Genomic DNA, 13,915 nt, shown 5'->3' with positions numbered 1-13,915 from the left:
TCATTAATGACATGGATGAAAGTTTATCCAATATAAATTTCAAAACTTTCTCAATACTTTTACTAAGTATCTGTTTTATATATGACAATTATATGAATTAAATTTCAAATTTTTTTTGAAAAACAGCCTTTTTGGCTATTTTGCTGATCTTTTTGGTACTCTTTTGCATTTAGGTTATGCTATTTCCGAGCGATTAAATTAGCAGCAAATTGTGCCCTGTAAATTTTGCACCAAAAAGGAAAATTTACGCACCAACATAGTGCGTTTGTACATTCCATTTTGATGCAACGATATTTTTTTAATTTATAAACAGCTAGTTATAAAAATGGCACAAAATCAGCTTAGTAAATCCCAAAGCAATTATGCAGCAATAACAAAACCCAATAGTTGGAGGACACATGTCACAATCGGTTTTAGATTTTATTAAAGAAAATGACGTTAAGTTCATTGATTTACGCTTTACTGACACTAAGGGTAAAGAACAACATGTATCTATTCCTCATCACCAAGTTGATGAAGACTTTTTTGAAGACGGTAAAATGTTTGACGGTTCTTCAATTGCAGGCTGGAAAGGCATAAACGAATCAGACATGGTATTAATGCCAGTTGCTGAATCAATCAAACTAGACCCTTTCACTGAAGAATCAACATTAATCGTACGTTGTGACGTAGTAGAGCCTTCAACGCTTCAAGGTTATGAGCGCGACCCGCGTTCTGTTGCTAAGCGTGCTGAAGATTACATGCGCTCTACAGGTATTGCAGATACAGTTTTATTTGGCCCTGAGCCAGAGTTTTTCGTATTTGACGACGTTAAATACAAATCAGATATGTCTGGTTCTATGTACAAAATTGATTCTAAGCAAGCTGCTTGGAACTCAGATAAAGAATATGCAGATGGCAACACAGGTCACCGTCCAGGTATTAAAGGCGGTTACTTCCCAGTTGCTCCTGTTGATGACTTCCAAGATTGGCGTTCAGCTACGTGTCTAGTTCTAGAAGAAATGGGCCAAGTAGTAGAAGCACATCACCACGAAGTTGCAACAGCAGGTCAAAACGAGATTGCTACTCGCTTTAATACAATGGTATTAAAAGCGGATGAAATCCAAGAAATGAAATATGTTATCCATAACATGGCTCACTTATACGGTAAAACAGCAACGTTTATGCCTAAGCCAGTTGTTGGTGATAACGGTTCTGGTATGCATTGTCACCAGTCACTTGCTAAAGATGGTGTAAACCTTTTTGCTGGTGATAAGTACGGCGGTCTTTCTGAAGATGCACTTTACTACATTGGCGGCATCATTAAGCATGCTAAAGCAATCAATGCTTTTGCAAATGCCTCTACTAACTCGTATAAACGTTTAGTACCAGGTTTTGAAGCACCAGTTATGCTTGCATACTCTGCACGTAACCGTTCTGCATCAATCCGTATCCCAGTGGTTCCATCTGAAAAAGGTCGTCGTATTGAAGTACGCTTCCCAGATCCAACAGCTAACCCATACCTTGCTTTCTCAGCAATGCTTATGGCTGGCCTTGATGGTATCAAAAACAAGATCCACCCTGGCGATGCTATGGATAAAGATTTATACGACTTACCAGCTGAAGAAGCAGCAGAAATCCCAACTGTTGCAGCATCACTTGACGAAGCACTATCTGCACTTAGCGCAGACCGTGAATTCTTAACTCAAGGTGGTGTATTCACTGATGACTTAATCGATGCTTACATCGAACTTAAATCTAAAGAAGTTGAAAAGCTTAACATGACAACTCACCCAGTTGAGTTTGAAATGTACTACAGCTGTTAATTTAGCTGTATAAAATATGTGTGTTCTCAAGCCCGCTTTGCGGGCTTTTTTAATGGTAAAATTAATCAATCTCCACTAAAGTTAAGTTACCGACAAAAATGCAGGGCTGCAGAGTGAACAACAAGATTTTATTACTATTAATTGCTTTAGGATTAAGCAATTATGGTTACGCTGGTGAAACAAAGATATACGCTTGGAAAGATAAAAATGGCGTATTAGTGTTCTCTGACACCCCTCATAAAGGTGCTAAAGAGGTAAAGCTTACCAGCCAAGATCTTAATATGCCTGCAACAAATACTGACATTTTTGACGAGCAACCCCAGCCTCAACAAGCGGGCTTTAGTATTGCCATTTCCTCACCTGATCATAACCAGACTATTCGTGAAAATACCGGCACTGTTTATGTTACTAGCCGAATAAAACCGCGCTTTGAAACTGGTTTTACTATACAACTTTTTATTGATGGCAAAGCACATGGCCCAGCCAGTGACAGTTCAACCTTTGCAATAAGAGATGTAGAACGTGGTGAGCACACACTACAATTAAAGCTTTTTAATAGTAAAAACCAAGTTATTGCTATAAGTGAGCCCTGCATATTTTTTATGCACCGAAAAGGGCTAAACCTAAGTAACTAAATTGGGGCATTACTAAACGTGCAGCAGTGTATTTTACTATATAACTTGCTTGTAAATATCAACGCACTAAAATGGTGCAGCTATGATTAATAATAAAAACTTTAGCCCTGAGCTACTCGATGCTATTTGGCAAAATCAAACAACCGCTATCATGTTGCTTGATAAAAACTTTACCGTTGTCTATGCCAATACCAGTACTAGCGAACTGCTTGGCCTTGGTAACAAGCGCCTATTAGATCAGCCTTTCGACAGTCTTTTTAATTACCATTCAATCGATTTGCAGCGTATAGAACAATACTCATTAGTTGAAGGTGTAGATTGCCAGCAGCACAGAGCTGACGTGGTTTTTAGCGATTCTCGCCATGCAAAAGTAGCCGTAAGTACACGACAAATTAAGTTTGATGGCTCACTTTATATTTTATTTGAGTGGCGCCAAACTGATGACGAAATTAAGCACGACCAAGCGTCTAATCAAATGCATCAATACCAAGCAGCCCGAAATCTAATTAGAGGCTTAGCTCACGAAATTAAAAATCCTTTAGGTGGAATTCGCGGAGCGGCGCAGTTATTGCAGTATGAGGTTGATCAACAAGAAAGAGACCAATGTGCTGAACTTATCATTGAGCAAGCTGACCGATTACGCGAATTAGTAGATAGGCTTTTAGGGCCAAATCAGCTTCCGCAAAAATCGTATGGCAATATACATCAATCACTTGAATCAGTTGCACGACTAAGTACGTTAGATAATTGTTCTAACATTAGCTTGGTTAAGGATTACGACCCAAGCATTCCTGATGTATACATTGATCAAGGCAAAATTCAGCAAGTAGTATTAAACATTGTTCGAAATGCTCAGCAGGCGCTTGTAGATGGCGGTGAAATAACAATAAAAACCCGCATTAATCATCAACATCGTCGCCCAGGTAAAGCACCTAAAAAAGCCTTGTTGATCCAAATATCTGATAACGGACCAGGTATTGATCCCAGTGTACGTGAAACACTGTTCTACCCTATGATCACCAATAAAGAAGATGGCTCAGGGTTAGGACTCTCAATAGCGCAAACGCTGATAGATCAACATGATGGCTATATAGAATGTGATAGCTGGCCTGGACATACTGAATTTAATATCTATCTGCCCTTTGCAGATTAATGTTTGGAGTTTGCATGAAAACAGTTTGGCTTGTAGATGATGATGCTTCTATTCGATTTGTACTTGAAAAAGCACTAACCCGTGCAGGGTTTAACGCAGAAAGCTTTGCTAATGCGCAAGATGTATTAAGCGCATTAAAGTTTAGTCAACCTACTGTTTTAGTTTCGGACGTACGAATGCCTGGTATGGATGGCATGGCGTTGCTTGAGCTTATAGCAGAGCAAAACCCTGGGCTGCCGGTTATTATAATGACAGCCCACTCTGATTTGGACTCTGCAGTTAATGCATTCCAAAAAGGTGCTTTTGAATACCTAGCTAAGCCGTTTGATTTAAACGAAGCAGTGGCGCTAGTCGAGAGCGCATGCAGAGCAAACTCCACTAAAAAAACTAAGCGAAAGCAAGCTCCACCAAAAAGTGCCCACATTATTGGTGAAGCACCCGCTATGCAAGAAGTGTTTAGAGCGATAGGTAAACTATCGGCCTCTAGCATGAGCGTATTAATAAATGGTGAATCTGGCACAGGTAAAGAACTTGTCGCCAGCGCCCTGCACAACCATAGCCCACGTAAAGAAAATCAATTTATTGCACTTAACATGGCGGCCATTCCAAAAGAGCTTGTTGAGTCAGAGTTATTTGGCCACGAAAAAGGCGCGTTTACGGGCGCCGATAGCGTACGTAAAGGCCGCTTTGAGCAAGCCAATGGCGGTACACTATTTTTAGATGAAATTGGTGATATGCCACTTGATGTACAAACACGTTTATTACGCGTTCTTGCCGATGGTGAGTTTTATCGCGTTGGTGGCCATCAAAGTATAAAAGTGGACGTACGCATTATTGCAGCTACGCACCAAAACCTTGAAGATTTAGTTAAACAAGGCAAGTTTAGGGATGATTTATTTCATCGTCTTAATGTTGTGCGCCTACGTTTACCCGCTCTTCGAGAGCGTACTGAAGATATAGAAAGCTTATCGCAACACTTTTTACATAAAAGCGCTAAAGAGCTACAAGTAGAAAGCAAAGTGCTGAGCCCTAAAGCGACTGAGCAATTACGTTTATTTAATTGGCCAGGTAATGTACGCCAATTAGAAAACACGTGTCGCTGGCTAACAGTTATGGCACCGGGTGAGCTTGTAAGCGAGCAAGATTTACCGCCGGAGATTCTGGATGCTTCACCAACCCAAGAAGAAGGTGATTGGCTCGATGCATTCCAACAATGGCTTAATCAAGAGCTAAAAAAAGGCAAAGAAAATATTTGGCCTGACATTCAAGCTCAACTAGAAACTCGCTTAATAAAAACAGCCCTGGCTAATTGCTCTGGTCATAAGCAAGATGCTGCTATAAAAATTGGTTGGGGACGCAACACGTTGACCCGAAAATTAAAAGAGCGCAATATTAGCTGATTAAACGCTTTTAACACATTTGGTTATTGATGAAGCTAATCGAACATATTCCATTATTCAAACAAATGGAAATTATAAACAGGCTGCACTTTTTTAAAGAATTTACGCTCAGCGAGCGCCAAGTCTTATTGGAGTCGTTCGGCCTGTTATATTTAGTAAGTCAGCATCAATTTTTATTTAAGCAATACGATAACGACAAGCGCTTGTACATTGTACTTAGCGGCGCATTATTAGTATTTAAGCATAACCATTTGCTAGAACTTGGCACTATAGAGCCCGGTGAATTTATAGGTGAAGGTGCCTTTATAAATAACCGAGAGCGCAGTACCAGTGCTCGCGCTAAAACCGACACCATAGTAATTGCCATTACCCCTGAAGCACTCACCCGCTTACCTAATGTTATCCGCGAAAAAATTAAAGACCGAATTATTGAAGGTATGAGCCTGCGTATTGCAAAACTTAGCGAGCATATAGAAATCCACGGTTAGAGACTGTTTATATCCCCAAGTTGATTCTAGCTGCTACCTTTGAGTTGCACTCAACGTTTATGTATAAATATACGCAGTCGGTTACTGACACGTACTTAATAAAATGGCTAAGCACACTAAAACTATATTTTTGATAAATAGCAAATCAGCTAATTTGGCTATCTAACCAAGCATCAACACTTTTGCGAGTATATAAAACTTCTTTAAACAAACGATGACGTTCAAATTCAAGTTTTGTTTTTCTCGTGGCATCACCACTAACTAAACGGCTATGGGTATCATTGAATTTTGAAATTACAGAAAAACCGCGCTCATCTTGATCAGCTTGCTTTTTTACAGAATTAGCAAGGTGCTCTCTAACATCGTCAGCAGTTAACATACCTGAATTATCTAATCCCATTAGCTCTTTTTTCATTGCTAATCTTACGCCCATTTCCTACTCCATTTAATGAAAAATATTTATTCCGCCAAAGTTTTAGCAATTAGCAGGCCATACGTAAAATTAACTGCTGCAAAGATTACTCTTCAATTGCTTCAGTTTTTTTAAAGACAGATAAAATACATAAAAACTTTCGTCGTTATTTCCCTATTACAATTAGCTAAAGTTACTTGCTTTGGTGCAAAAGTAGCTGCAAGCCTTTATACTACAGCTTGTGCGTTACCCCACCGAGAGCAAATATGAACGAAGAATACATAGAAATAGAATTAGAAGAAGAGCCGATTGAGCTCTGTAAATTATTAAAAGTACTAAACTTAGTTGAAGGTGGCGGCCAAGCTAAAAACCTAATTACTGAAGGCTATGTGGGTGTTAACCATGAAATTTGTACAATTAAACGGAAAAAATTATACAGTGGTGATGTACTAGAGTTTGATGGTGAGTTTTTTAAACTCTCACTAAGTGAAGATGCAATCCCTGCAGAAAAACCTTCGGTACAAACTCAAGCAGAGTCAAAACAAGCTGTACCACAACCAACAAATCAACCAGCTAAAAGTAAGCGTAAGCGAACTAAAAAACCAAAAGTAGATGATAAAACAGGTCGTCGTCCTATTTCATTTGGTTAAGCATTTAAAAGCACTCTTTTTATATAAAAAGGCCAACTTGTATAGTTGGCCTTTTTACTCTTTAATAACCTCGTTAATAATAATAAAAACAAGGTTATAAAATGTCTGTAAACACACCTAAAAATTGGTTTAAACCCGTTGTATGGGCGGCACTCGTATGGAACTTACTTGGCGTTATTGCATTTGCTATGCACATGATGATGACACCCGAAATGATAGGTAAACTTCCGTTAGATCAACAAGCTGCCTACTCTGACATCCCTCTTTGGTCAACCATTGCATTTGCTGTAGCTGTATTTGGAAGCACTTTGGGTTGTCTGTTTTTACTTGCTAAAAACGCGCTGGCAACACCTACTTTTGCGCTATCGCTCGGCGCTATTTTAATTCAGCAATATTATAATTTTATGGTCATAAATAGTATTGAGCTACTTGGCGCAAGTGCGGTATTTATGCCTATTTTTGTAATCATTATTGCCATCGCTTTACTTTGTTTGAGCATTAAAGGTAAGCAACAAGGTTGGTTACAGTAATTAATAAGGGTCGAAATAACTTTTGACCCTATCTCTTCTTTTAAATCATCTCTTGAAATTAAATTTTTCAGCATCATCTCTACTATAATAACTGTATAAAATTCGTTCTCTAAACGCGATTTTTTACACTGGTATGTACTTTGCAACTCGAACACTACAGAGGTCACTCTTCAAAACATTTTTATAATTCATAAAGGGGCAAATAATGAATAATAGTTTCGATACCCAACATCAGCTCACAATAAATGGTGAGCAATATCATATTCATTCTCTAAAAGGACTTGGCGACAAAGCGAAACGATTGCCCTTTTCCTTAAAAGTACTACTTGAAAACCTTCTTCGTAACGAAGATGGCGTAAATATAAAAGAACAAGACATTCAAGCCCTTCTTAATTGGGATCCTCAAGCAAAGCCTGCATCTGAAGTTGCCTTTACTCCCGCCCGTGTTGTTATGCAAGATTTTACCGGCGTACCCGCTATTGTAGATTTAGCCGCGATGCGTGACGCAATGGAAAAGCTAGGTGGAGATCCTGCAAAAATAAACCCGTTATCGCCTGCTGAACTTGTGATTGACCATTCGGTACAAGTAGATGGCTACGGAAATGATGGTGCATTTGATTTAAATGCAAAACTTGAGTACGACCGAAATAAAGAACGTTATGAATTTTTACGTTGGGGACAAACCGCTTTTGATAATTTAAAAGTAGTGCCACCAGCAACCGGCATTGTTCACCAAGTAAACCTAGAATACTTAGCGCGCGTTGTTTTTAATGAAGAGCGCGACGGAAAAAAATTCGCTTACCCAGATACGCTTGTAGGGACTGACTCTCACACCACCATGATTAATGGCTTAGGCGTGCTTGGTTGGGGTGTAGGCGGCATTGAAGCTGAAGCAGCCATGCTTGGTCAGCCAATTAGCTTACTCATTCCACAAGTAGTAGGTATGAAGCTAAGCGGACGTTTACCTGAAGGTACTACCGCAACCGATTTAGTGTTAACAGTAACCGAAATACTGCGTAATCATGGCGTAGTGGGTAAATTTGTAGAATTTTATGGTGACGGCCTTGCCGACCTACCACTTGCCGATAGAGCAACCATAGCCAATATGGCACCAGAATACGGCGCTACGTGTGGTATTTTCCCAATTGATGATGAGACCATTAACTACCTTCGTTTAACAAACCGCGACGAAAAACACTTAAAAGTAATTGAAGATTACGCTAAGCATCAAGGCTTATGGCGTAACGATGGCGACGAAGCTAATTATACCGATACACTTGAGCTTAAATTAGATGACGTTGTACCAAGCCTTGCAGGCCCTAAACGCCCACAAGATAGAATTGCCTTAAACGAAGCTGGCAAAGTTATTGGCGATCATTTAAAAGGCTTCCAAGACGAACGTATGGCTCGTCGTGATAAAAGCGATGAAGAACAAGCTCGTATTGAGAGTGAAGGGCCGACAACAAATCCAGATGAGCCAGTTAACGAAGCGCAGTTTATGGGTGCCGCTAAGGTTAAATTTAAAGGCCAAGAGTTTGAGCTAAACGATGGCGCTTGTGTTATTGCCGCAATTACCAGCTGTACCAACACCTCTAATCCAAGTGTTATTTTAGCTGCTGGTTTGGTTGCTAAAAAAGCAAAACAGTTAGGCATTAATGTAAAACCTTGGGTTAAAACATCACTTGCTCCAGGCTCAAAAGTAGTTACCGACTACCTAGAAAAAGCTGGCCTGATGGATGACCTAGAAAGCCTAGGCTTTAACTTAGTTGGCTACGGCTGTACTACGTGTATTGGTAATTCAGGGCCACTTGCAACTGAAATATCAGACGCGATTCAAAAACATAAATTAGTAGTGAGCTCTATTTTATCGGGTAACCGTAACTTTGAAGGGCGTATTCACCAAGATGTTAAAATGAACTTTTTAGCCTCTCCTCCGCTTGTTGTAGCTTATGCCATTGCAGGTAGAACCGATATTGACGTATACAACGAACCCCTTGCTCAAGATGCTAACGGTAACGATATTTACCTTAAAAACATTTGGCCAAGCGTTAAAGAAGTAAGTGACTTAGTTAAAGAAACCGTAACTAAGGAAATGTTTGAAAAAAGCTACGCTAACGTTTACGAAGGCGATAGCCGTTGGCAGCAAATTAAAATACCGGATGGCAAACTTTACGATTGGGATGATGCATCTACCTATATTAAAAAAGCACCCTTTTTTGATGGTATGAAAGTAGAACCACCGGGCATTCCTTCTATTGAAGGTGCACGTTGTTTAGCTAAACTTGGGGATTCAGTAACCACTGACCATATTTCTCCAGCGGGTGCTATTAAAGCAGAAGCGCCAGCAGGTTTATACTTGCAAGAGAAAGATGTAGATAAAGCGCAATTTAACTCGTACGGCTCACGCCGTGGTAATCACGAAGTAATGATGCGTGGAACGTTCGCTAATGTGCGTCTTAAAAACTTACTAGCTCCTGGTACAGAGGGCGGCGTAACACGTACTCAGCCTGGCGATACGCTAGAGAGCATTTATGATGCAGCAATGGAGTATCAAAAAAATAATACGCCACTCATTATTTTAGCGGGCAAAGAATATGGCACGGGTTCATCTCGTGACTGGGCTGCTAAAGGTTCACTTTTATTAGGCGTTAAAGCCGTTGTAGCACAAAGCTATGAACGTATTCATCGCTCTAACTTAATTGGTATGGGTGTATTACCTCTGCAATTTAAAGAAGGTGAAAGCTACGAGTCACACGGGTTAACAGGGCAAGAACAATTTGATATTGATGGCCTGTACGATAAAACCGATGAAGTTACCGTTATTGCTACAAATGCGGAAGGTAAAAAAGTAACCTTGAGTGCAGACGTACGTATTGATACCCCTAAAGAGTGGGATTACTACAAACACGGCGGCATTTTACAATATGTACTGCGTAATATGCTCGACTAACAAAGGCAGTAGTTAATACATATAAAAAAGCCCAGCTTAGTAATAAGCTGGGCTTTTTTATATGTGCTGTTTGTTGTCTTAAATCAATACTAAGCATTTAAAGCGTGCCTACACTAGGGCCTGTTGACCTTTCAGGATTAAAATTTGTTCAACCTAGGGGCTATTTAATCGCGGCGTGAGGTTTGTAACCTAGTGGGCTAAGTAAAAACCGAGCAAAGCTTACGCGTCCTGCTCACGCCCCTTACCTACATCCATGTAGGCAACAAAGAGTAAATAGCCCCTAGGCAGAACCCTTCGGGCAGCGCATGTTTGGCATTTATTCCACGTTATCGCCTATTCATGGGGAATAACCGCACTACATAGGCTCTGCCTTGCCTAAATACCAAACACACTGCTGCAAATTTAACCTCGAAAGATAAACAGGCCCTAGGGCTACTCTTAGTGAGGTAACTATGTCGCAAACAATGGTAATTAGACTGCTTAAAACATCAATAGTGCTTGGGTTGTGCCTTATCGTGACTGGCCACACTTTAATTGTGTCGAGTTACTTCACTGTTAATCATGGTATTAAAGGAATAATTATAGCGGCGGCATGCATTGCTGTAGGCGTGCTGCTGTCGCTTCCCACTAAAATATATTTAACAGTATTATTGATGGAAGCCGAAAAACGTTATTTAAAAAACCATAAAAGCACTCACTCTAAATAATTAAAGTGCACTTAAATTATTAATTTCTTTATTACGTTTTTCTAGTTTGTCTTTTACATTTTCGGCGTCATTAAATAGCTTTTTAACCGAATCTGGGTTCAAAATACTGATCCCCTCTGGTGCAGCCGACATTGTGTTTGGAGTTGAAGAGGTATTTAAAATAGACGTGTCTTCTGCAGCAATAACAGTAATATCTTTAGGATCGAGTTTTACTTCAATACTTTTTGCATGTGGGTTAGGTGTATCAGAAAAGTGCCATTGGCCTGTTTCGTCTTGCCACTTATAAATTTTACCACTTGAGGTAGCATTTGCAGCAATTGGTTCATCAGAAATACTGCTCGCAATTTTATCGCCAGCTTGCTTAACACCCAGCACTGCTTGGTCCAAAGTATTGCTAGATAGCGCGACCATTCTTTCTTTAATTTGCCCAGATTCACTGCTAATTGATGATGCAGAAAGCCATGTTTGACCATCGGGCTTTTTTAAATAAAACAAAGAGATGACTGCAATAGCCATAATTGATATAGCTAAGTAGGTAAAGTATTTCATAGCGTTCCTGCTTTAATTAATCCTTTAATGCCTTGAGTCTAATAAAAAATACTTAATTAGGCAATTTTTTCTACCCGAATAAAAGAAAATAAAAACGCAGCCGAAGCTGCGTATTTATTTGCGATTTAACTGCATCGTAGTGACGTTAAATACCGTCACCATCCATGTGCAGTCCACATTCTCGGTTTAAACCAAAAAAGCGAGTTTCTTCCTCTGTCATTCCTGGTTCTAACTTACGTGTTGTATGTACGTCACCCATCGACACATAACCTTGTTCCCATAATGGGTGGTAAGGTAAATCATGCTTAGTCAGGTACTGATACACGTCGCGGTTAGACCATTCAATAATCGGGTACACTTTAACGGTACCACGGCTTATTTCTACAAACTGTTTATCAGCACGTGTAGATGATTGATCGCGACGCAAACCACTAAACCACGTGCCCGCTTCTATCTCTTTAAGTGCGCGGGTCATCGGCTCAACTTTATTAAGCTGGTTATATTGCTTGATGCCGTCCTCGCCTTGCTCCCATAGTTTACCAAATTTAGCTTCTTGCCATGCTGGGCTTAGCTGCGCTCTATACACCTTTAAGTTAAGTGATAAACGCTCACTCATTTGCTCAATAAACTGATACGTTTCAGGAAATAAATAGCCTGTATCTGTTAATACAACGGGAATATCTGGACGTTGTGAGGTCATTAAATGCAGCATTACTGCCGCTTGAATACCAAAGCTAGATGATAAAAAAGCCGTATCAGGCAAGTTATCAAGCGCCCATGCAACACGCTGTTCTGCGCTCATATTCGCTAGCAAACCATTAGCATCAGCTAACATAGCCGCCTGGCTTTGTTTATCTAGCTGTAAAATGTTTTTAAATTCACTCATGGTAAATTCCAAACCTCACCAGCGCTTTGGCGCTGGTATTTAATTAAGCGTGAAAATCGGTTACTGATACTTTTACTTCAGCAACTATGCCTTTGCGTATAACAAAGTCACCAAAACACTCACCGTCATTGCGCTCTTTTGCCCATTGCCCAATGAGCTTATCGAATGCTTCTAGGTAAACGTCTTCGCCTACGTTCTCAAGGTACAATTTAGGAATACGTGTACCTTCTAAATTACCACCTAGGTAAACGTTGTACTTACCTGGCCCTTTACCCACTAAACCAGCTTCTGCAAGCATTGCGCGGCCACAACCGTTAGGGCAACCTACAACGCGCATAATAATGCTGTCATCTGGTATACCGTGCTTAGCAAGTAATGCTTCAGTTTTTTCTACTAGGCTTGGTAAGTAACGCTCTGCTTCGGCCATTGCAAGTGGGCACGTTGGCAGTGAAACACACGCCATAGAATTTTTACGCTGCTGCGAATCTTTGTCGTCAATCAGGCCATGACTACGAGCAATTTCTTCAATCACGGCTTTTTGATCTGCAGGTACGCCAGCAATAATTAGGTTTTGGTTTGCCGTCATACGCATGTCACCTTGGTGAACTTCTGCGATTTTACGACAACCTGTTTTAAGCGGCTTGCCTGGGTAGTCTAAAATACGACCACTTTGAATAAATAGCGTTAAGTGGTGCTTACCATCAATGCCTTCAACCCAACCAATACGATCGCCACGATGAGTAAACTCAAATGGGCGGCTTGGTGCAAATGTAACGCCTGAGCGTTTTTCTACTTCTGCTTTAAATACATCAACGCCAACACGGTCTAATGTGTATTTAGTTTTTGCATTTTTACGGTTTGAACGATTACCCCAATCGCGCTGCACAGATACAACATGCTCTGCAATTTTTAAGGTATCTTCTAGCGTAATAAAGCCAAAGTCATCGGCTTTGCGCGGATAAGTTGCTGTATCGCCATGCGTCATGGCAAGGCCACCGCCCACTAATACGTTAAAACCAACTAGCTTGCCGTTATCAGCAATTGCCACAAAGTTTAAATCGTTAGCGTGCACATCAACTTCGTTGTTAGGTGGAATAGTCACCGTTGTTTTAAACTTACGCGGTAAGTAGTTAGATCCTAAAATTGGCTCTTCTGTGGTTTCTGCTTTTTCGCCATTTAGCCAAATTTCAGCATACGCTTTCGTTTTTGGTAATAAATGTTCAGAAATTTTTGCAGCCCAGTCGTAAGCTTCTTGGTGTAACTCAGACTCAACAGGGTTAGTAGTACAAAGCACGTTACGGTTAACATCGCCCGCAGTTGCAATAGAGTCTATACCTACGCTGTTAAGCATTTGGTGCATGCCTTTAATATTCGGCTTTAATACACCATGAAACTGAAACGTTTGACGCGTAGTTAAACGAATGCTGCCGTAGCTTGTTTTTTCATCAGCAAACTTATCAATTGCTAACCACTGCTCTGGCTTAATAATACCGCCAGGCATACGTGCACGTAACATTACATTATGTAGCGGCTCTAGCTTTTGCTTAGCGCGCTCACCACGTATATCGCGGTCATCTTGTTGGTACATGCCATGAAAACGTATTAACTGAAAGTTATCGGCAGTAAAACCACCGGTAATTTCGTCTTTTAAATCTTGCTCTATGGTGCCACGTAAAAAGTTGCTTTCTCTTTTCAAACGTTCGTTATCAGAAAGTTTTACGTTTTTATCTTGTTCGCTCATTTTAAATCC

General features: G+C 40.3%; 13 protein-coding genes. 9 read left to right on the top strand and 4 right to left on the bottom strand.

All coding sequences use genetic code 11. The annotated features are described in order from the left end of the window. The first annotated feature begins 398 nt into the window (after nucleotides 1-398). The 5 genes from glnA to FFU37_RS16265 all read left to right on the top strand — a co-directional run bounded on the left by glnA (nucleotide 399) and on the right by FFU37_RS16265 (nucleotide 5,481). Complete coding sequence (glnA, locus tag FFU37_RS16285; protein ID WP_002961121.1) at nucleotides 399-1,805, top strand: glutamate--ammonia ligase; 1,407 nt, start codon at nucleotides 399-401, stop codon at nucleotides 1,803-1,805. Nucleotides 1,806-1,918: 113 nt separating this feature from the next. Beyond that, complete coding sequence (locus FFU37_RS16280; RefSeq protein WP_138489940.1) at nucleotides 1,919-2,440, top strand: DUF4124 domain-containing protein; 522 nt, start codon at nucleotides 1,919-1,921, stop codon at nucleotides 2,438-2,440. Between the two features lie 82 nt (nucleotides 2,441-2,522). Further along, on the top strand, nucleotides 2,523-3,593 hold the full coding sequence (gene glnL, locus FFU37_RS16275) for a nitrogen regulation protein NR(II) (RefSeq protein WP_002961118.1): 1,071 nt from the start codon (nucleotides 2,523-2,525) through the stop codon (nucleotides 3,591-3,593). Nucleotides 3,594-3,607: 14 nt separating this feature from the next. Continuing rightward, a complete protein-coding gene (ntrC, locus tag FFU37_RS16270) occupies nucleotides 3,608-4,993 on the top strand; it encodes a nitrogen regulation protein NR(I) (RefSeq protein ID WP_002961117.1) in 1,386 nt (461 codons plus the stop codon). A gap of 29 nt (nucleotides 4,994-5,022) precedes the next feature. Beyond that, a complete protein-coding gene (locus FFU37_RS16265) occupies nucleotides 5,023-5,481 on the top strand; it encodes a cyclic nucleotide-binding domain-containing protein (RefSeq protein WP_138489939.1) in 459 nt (152 codons plus the stop codon). Between the two features lie 145 nt (nucleotides 5,482-5,626). Here FFU37_RS16265 and FFU37_RS16260 read toward each other — a convergent pair whose 3' ends face one another. After that, nucleotides 5,627-5,914: a hypothetical protein gene (locus FFU37_RS16260; RefSeq protein ID WP_033021452.1), complete on the bottom strand. Its 288-nt coding sequence runs from the start codon at nucleotides 5,912-5,914 to the stop codon at nucleotides 5,627-5,629. A 245-nt stretch (nucleotides 5,915-6,159) separates the two neighbouring features. Between FFU37_RS16260 and FFU37_RS16255 the strand changes: the two genes are divergently transcribed. The 4 genes from FFU37_RS16255 (at nucleotide 6,160) to FFU37_RS16240 (ending at nucleotide 10,730) form a co-directional block, all read left to right on the top strand. Continuing rightward, nucleotides 6,160-6,543: an RNA-binding S4 domain-containing protein gene (locus FFU37_RS16255; protein WP_138489938.1), complete on the top strand. Its 384-nt coding sequence runs from the start codon at nucleotides 6,160-6,162 to the stop codon at nucleotides 6,541-6,543. Between the two features lie 101 nt (nucleotides 6,544-6,644). After that, nucleotides 6,645-7,073, top strand: coding sequence for a hypothetical protein (locus tag FFU37_RS16250; RefSeq protein ID WP_138489937.1), 429 nt, complete (start codon nucleotides 6,645-6,647; stop codon nucleotides 7,071-7,073). A 205-nt stretch (nucleotides 7,074-7,278) separates the two neighbouring features. After that, nucleotides 7,279-10,023: an aconitate hydratase AcnA gene (gene acnA / locus FFU37_RS16245; RefSeq protein ID WP_138489936.1), complete on the top strand. Its 2,745-nt coding sequence runs from the start codon at nucleotides 7,279-7,281 to the stop codon at nucleotides 10,021-10,023. A gap of 452 nt (nucleotides 10,024-10,475) precedes the next feature. After that, the gene (locus FFU37_RS16240; protein WP_138489935.1) at nucleotides 10,476-10,730 is read left to right on the top strand and encodes a hypothetical protein; all 255 of its coding nucleotides are present in this window, start codon (nucleotides 10,476-10,478) and stop codon (nucleotides 10,728-10,730) included. On the opposite strand, the gene FFU37_RS16235 is transcribed toward FFU37_RS16240, so the two are convergent. The 3 genes from FFU37_RS16235 to cysI form a co-directional block, all read right to left on the bottom strand. Then, complete coding sequence (locus FFU37_RS16235) at nucleotides 10,731-11,279, bottom strand: DUF4124 domain-containing protein (RefSeq protein WP_138489934.1); 549 nt, start codon at nucleotides 11,277-11,279, stop codon at nucleotides 10,731-10,733. Between the two features lie 145 nt (nucleotides 11,280-11,424). Continuing rightward, on the bottom strand, nucleotides 11,425-12,165 hold the full coding sequence (locus FFU37_RS16230; RefSeq protein ID WP_138489933.1) for a phosphoadenylyl-sulfate reductase: 741 nt from the start codon (nucleotides 12,163-12,165) through the stop codon (nucleotides 11,425-11,427). 43 nt (nucleotides 12,166-12,208) lie between these two features. Further along, nucleotides 12,209-13,906 carry an assimilatory sulfite reductase (NADPH) hemoprotein subunit gene (gene cysI / locus FFU37_RS16225; RefSeq protein WP_002961104.1) on the bottom strand — a complete coding sequence of 566 codons (1,698 nt, stop codon included), beginning with the start codon at nucleotides 13,904-13,906 and terminating at the stop codon, nucleotides 12,209-12,211. Between the last annotated feature and the right edge of the window lie 9 nt (nucleotides 13,907-13,915).

Source organism: Pseudoalteromonas distincta, from assembly GCF_005877035.1.
GTDB lineage: Bacteria > Pseudomonadota > Gammaproteobacteria > Enterobacterales > Alteromonadaceae > Pseudoalteromonas > Pseudoalteromonas distincta.
Note: the sequence above shows the minus strand (reverse complement) of the source record. Positions and strands in the feature narration are given on the sequence as shown.

Bases quoted from the DNA above. Each gene is read 5' to 3' on its own strand.
- glnA (WP_002961121.1), top strand. From the start codon at position 399: ATGTCACAATCGGTTTTAGATTTTATTAAAGAAAATGACGTTAAGTTC.
- glnL (WP_002961118.1), top strand. From the start codon at position 2,523: ATGATTAATAATAAAAACTTTAGCCCTGAGCTACTCGATGCTATTTGG.
- ntrC (WP_002961117.1), top strand. From the start codon at position 3,608: ATGAAAACAGTTTGGCTTGTAGATGATGATGCTTCTATTCGATTTGTA.
- FFU37_RS16265 (WP_138489939.1), top strand. From the start codon at position 5,023: ATGAAGCTAATCGAACATATTCCATTATTCAAACAAATGGAAATTATA.
- FFU37_RS16260 (WP_033021452.1), bottom strand. From the start codon at position 5,914: ATGGGCGTAAGATTAGCAATGAAAAAAGAGCTAATGGGATTAGATAAT.
- FFU37_RS16255 (WP_138489938.1), top strand. From the start codon at position 6,160: ATGAACGAAGAATACATAGAAATAGAATTAGAAGAAGAGCCGATTGAG.
- FFU37_RS16250 (WP_138489937.1), top strand. From the start codon at position 6,645: ATGTCTGTAAACACACCTAAAAATTGGTTTAAACCCGTTGTATGGGCG.
- acnA (WP_138489936.1), top strand. From the start codon at position 7,279: ATGAATAATAGTTTCGATACCCAACATCAGCTCACAATAAATGGTGAG.
- FFU37_RS16240 (WP_138489935.1), top strand. From the start codon at position 10,476: ATGTCGCAAACAATGGTAATTAGACTGCTTAAAACATCAATAGTGCTT.
- FFU37_RS16235 (WP_138489934.1), bottom strand. From the start codon at position 11,279: ATGAAATACTTTACCTACTTAGCTATATCAATTATGGCTATTGCAGTC.
- FFU37_RS16230 (WP_138489933.1), bottom strand. From the start codon at position 12,165: ATGAGTGAATTTAAAAACATTTTACAGCTAGATAAACAAAGCCAGGCG.
- cysI (WP_002961104.1), bottom strand. From the start codon at position 13,906: ATGAGCGAACAAGATAAAAACGTAAAACTTTCTGATAACGAACGTTTG.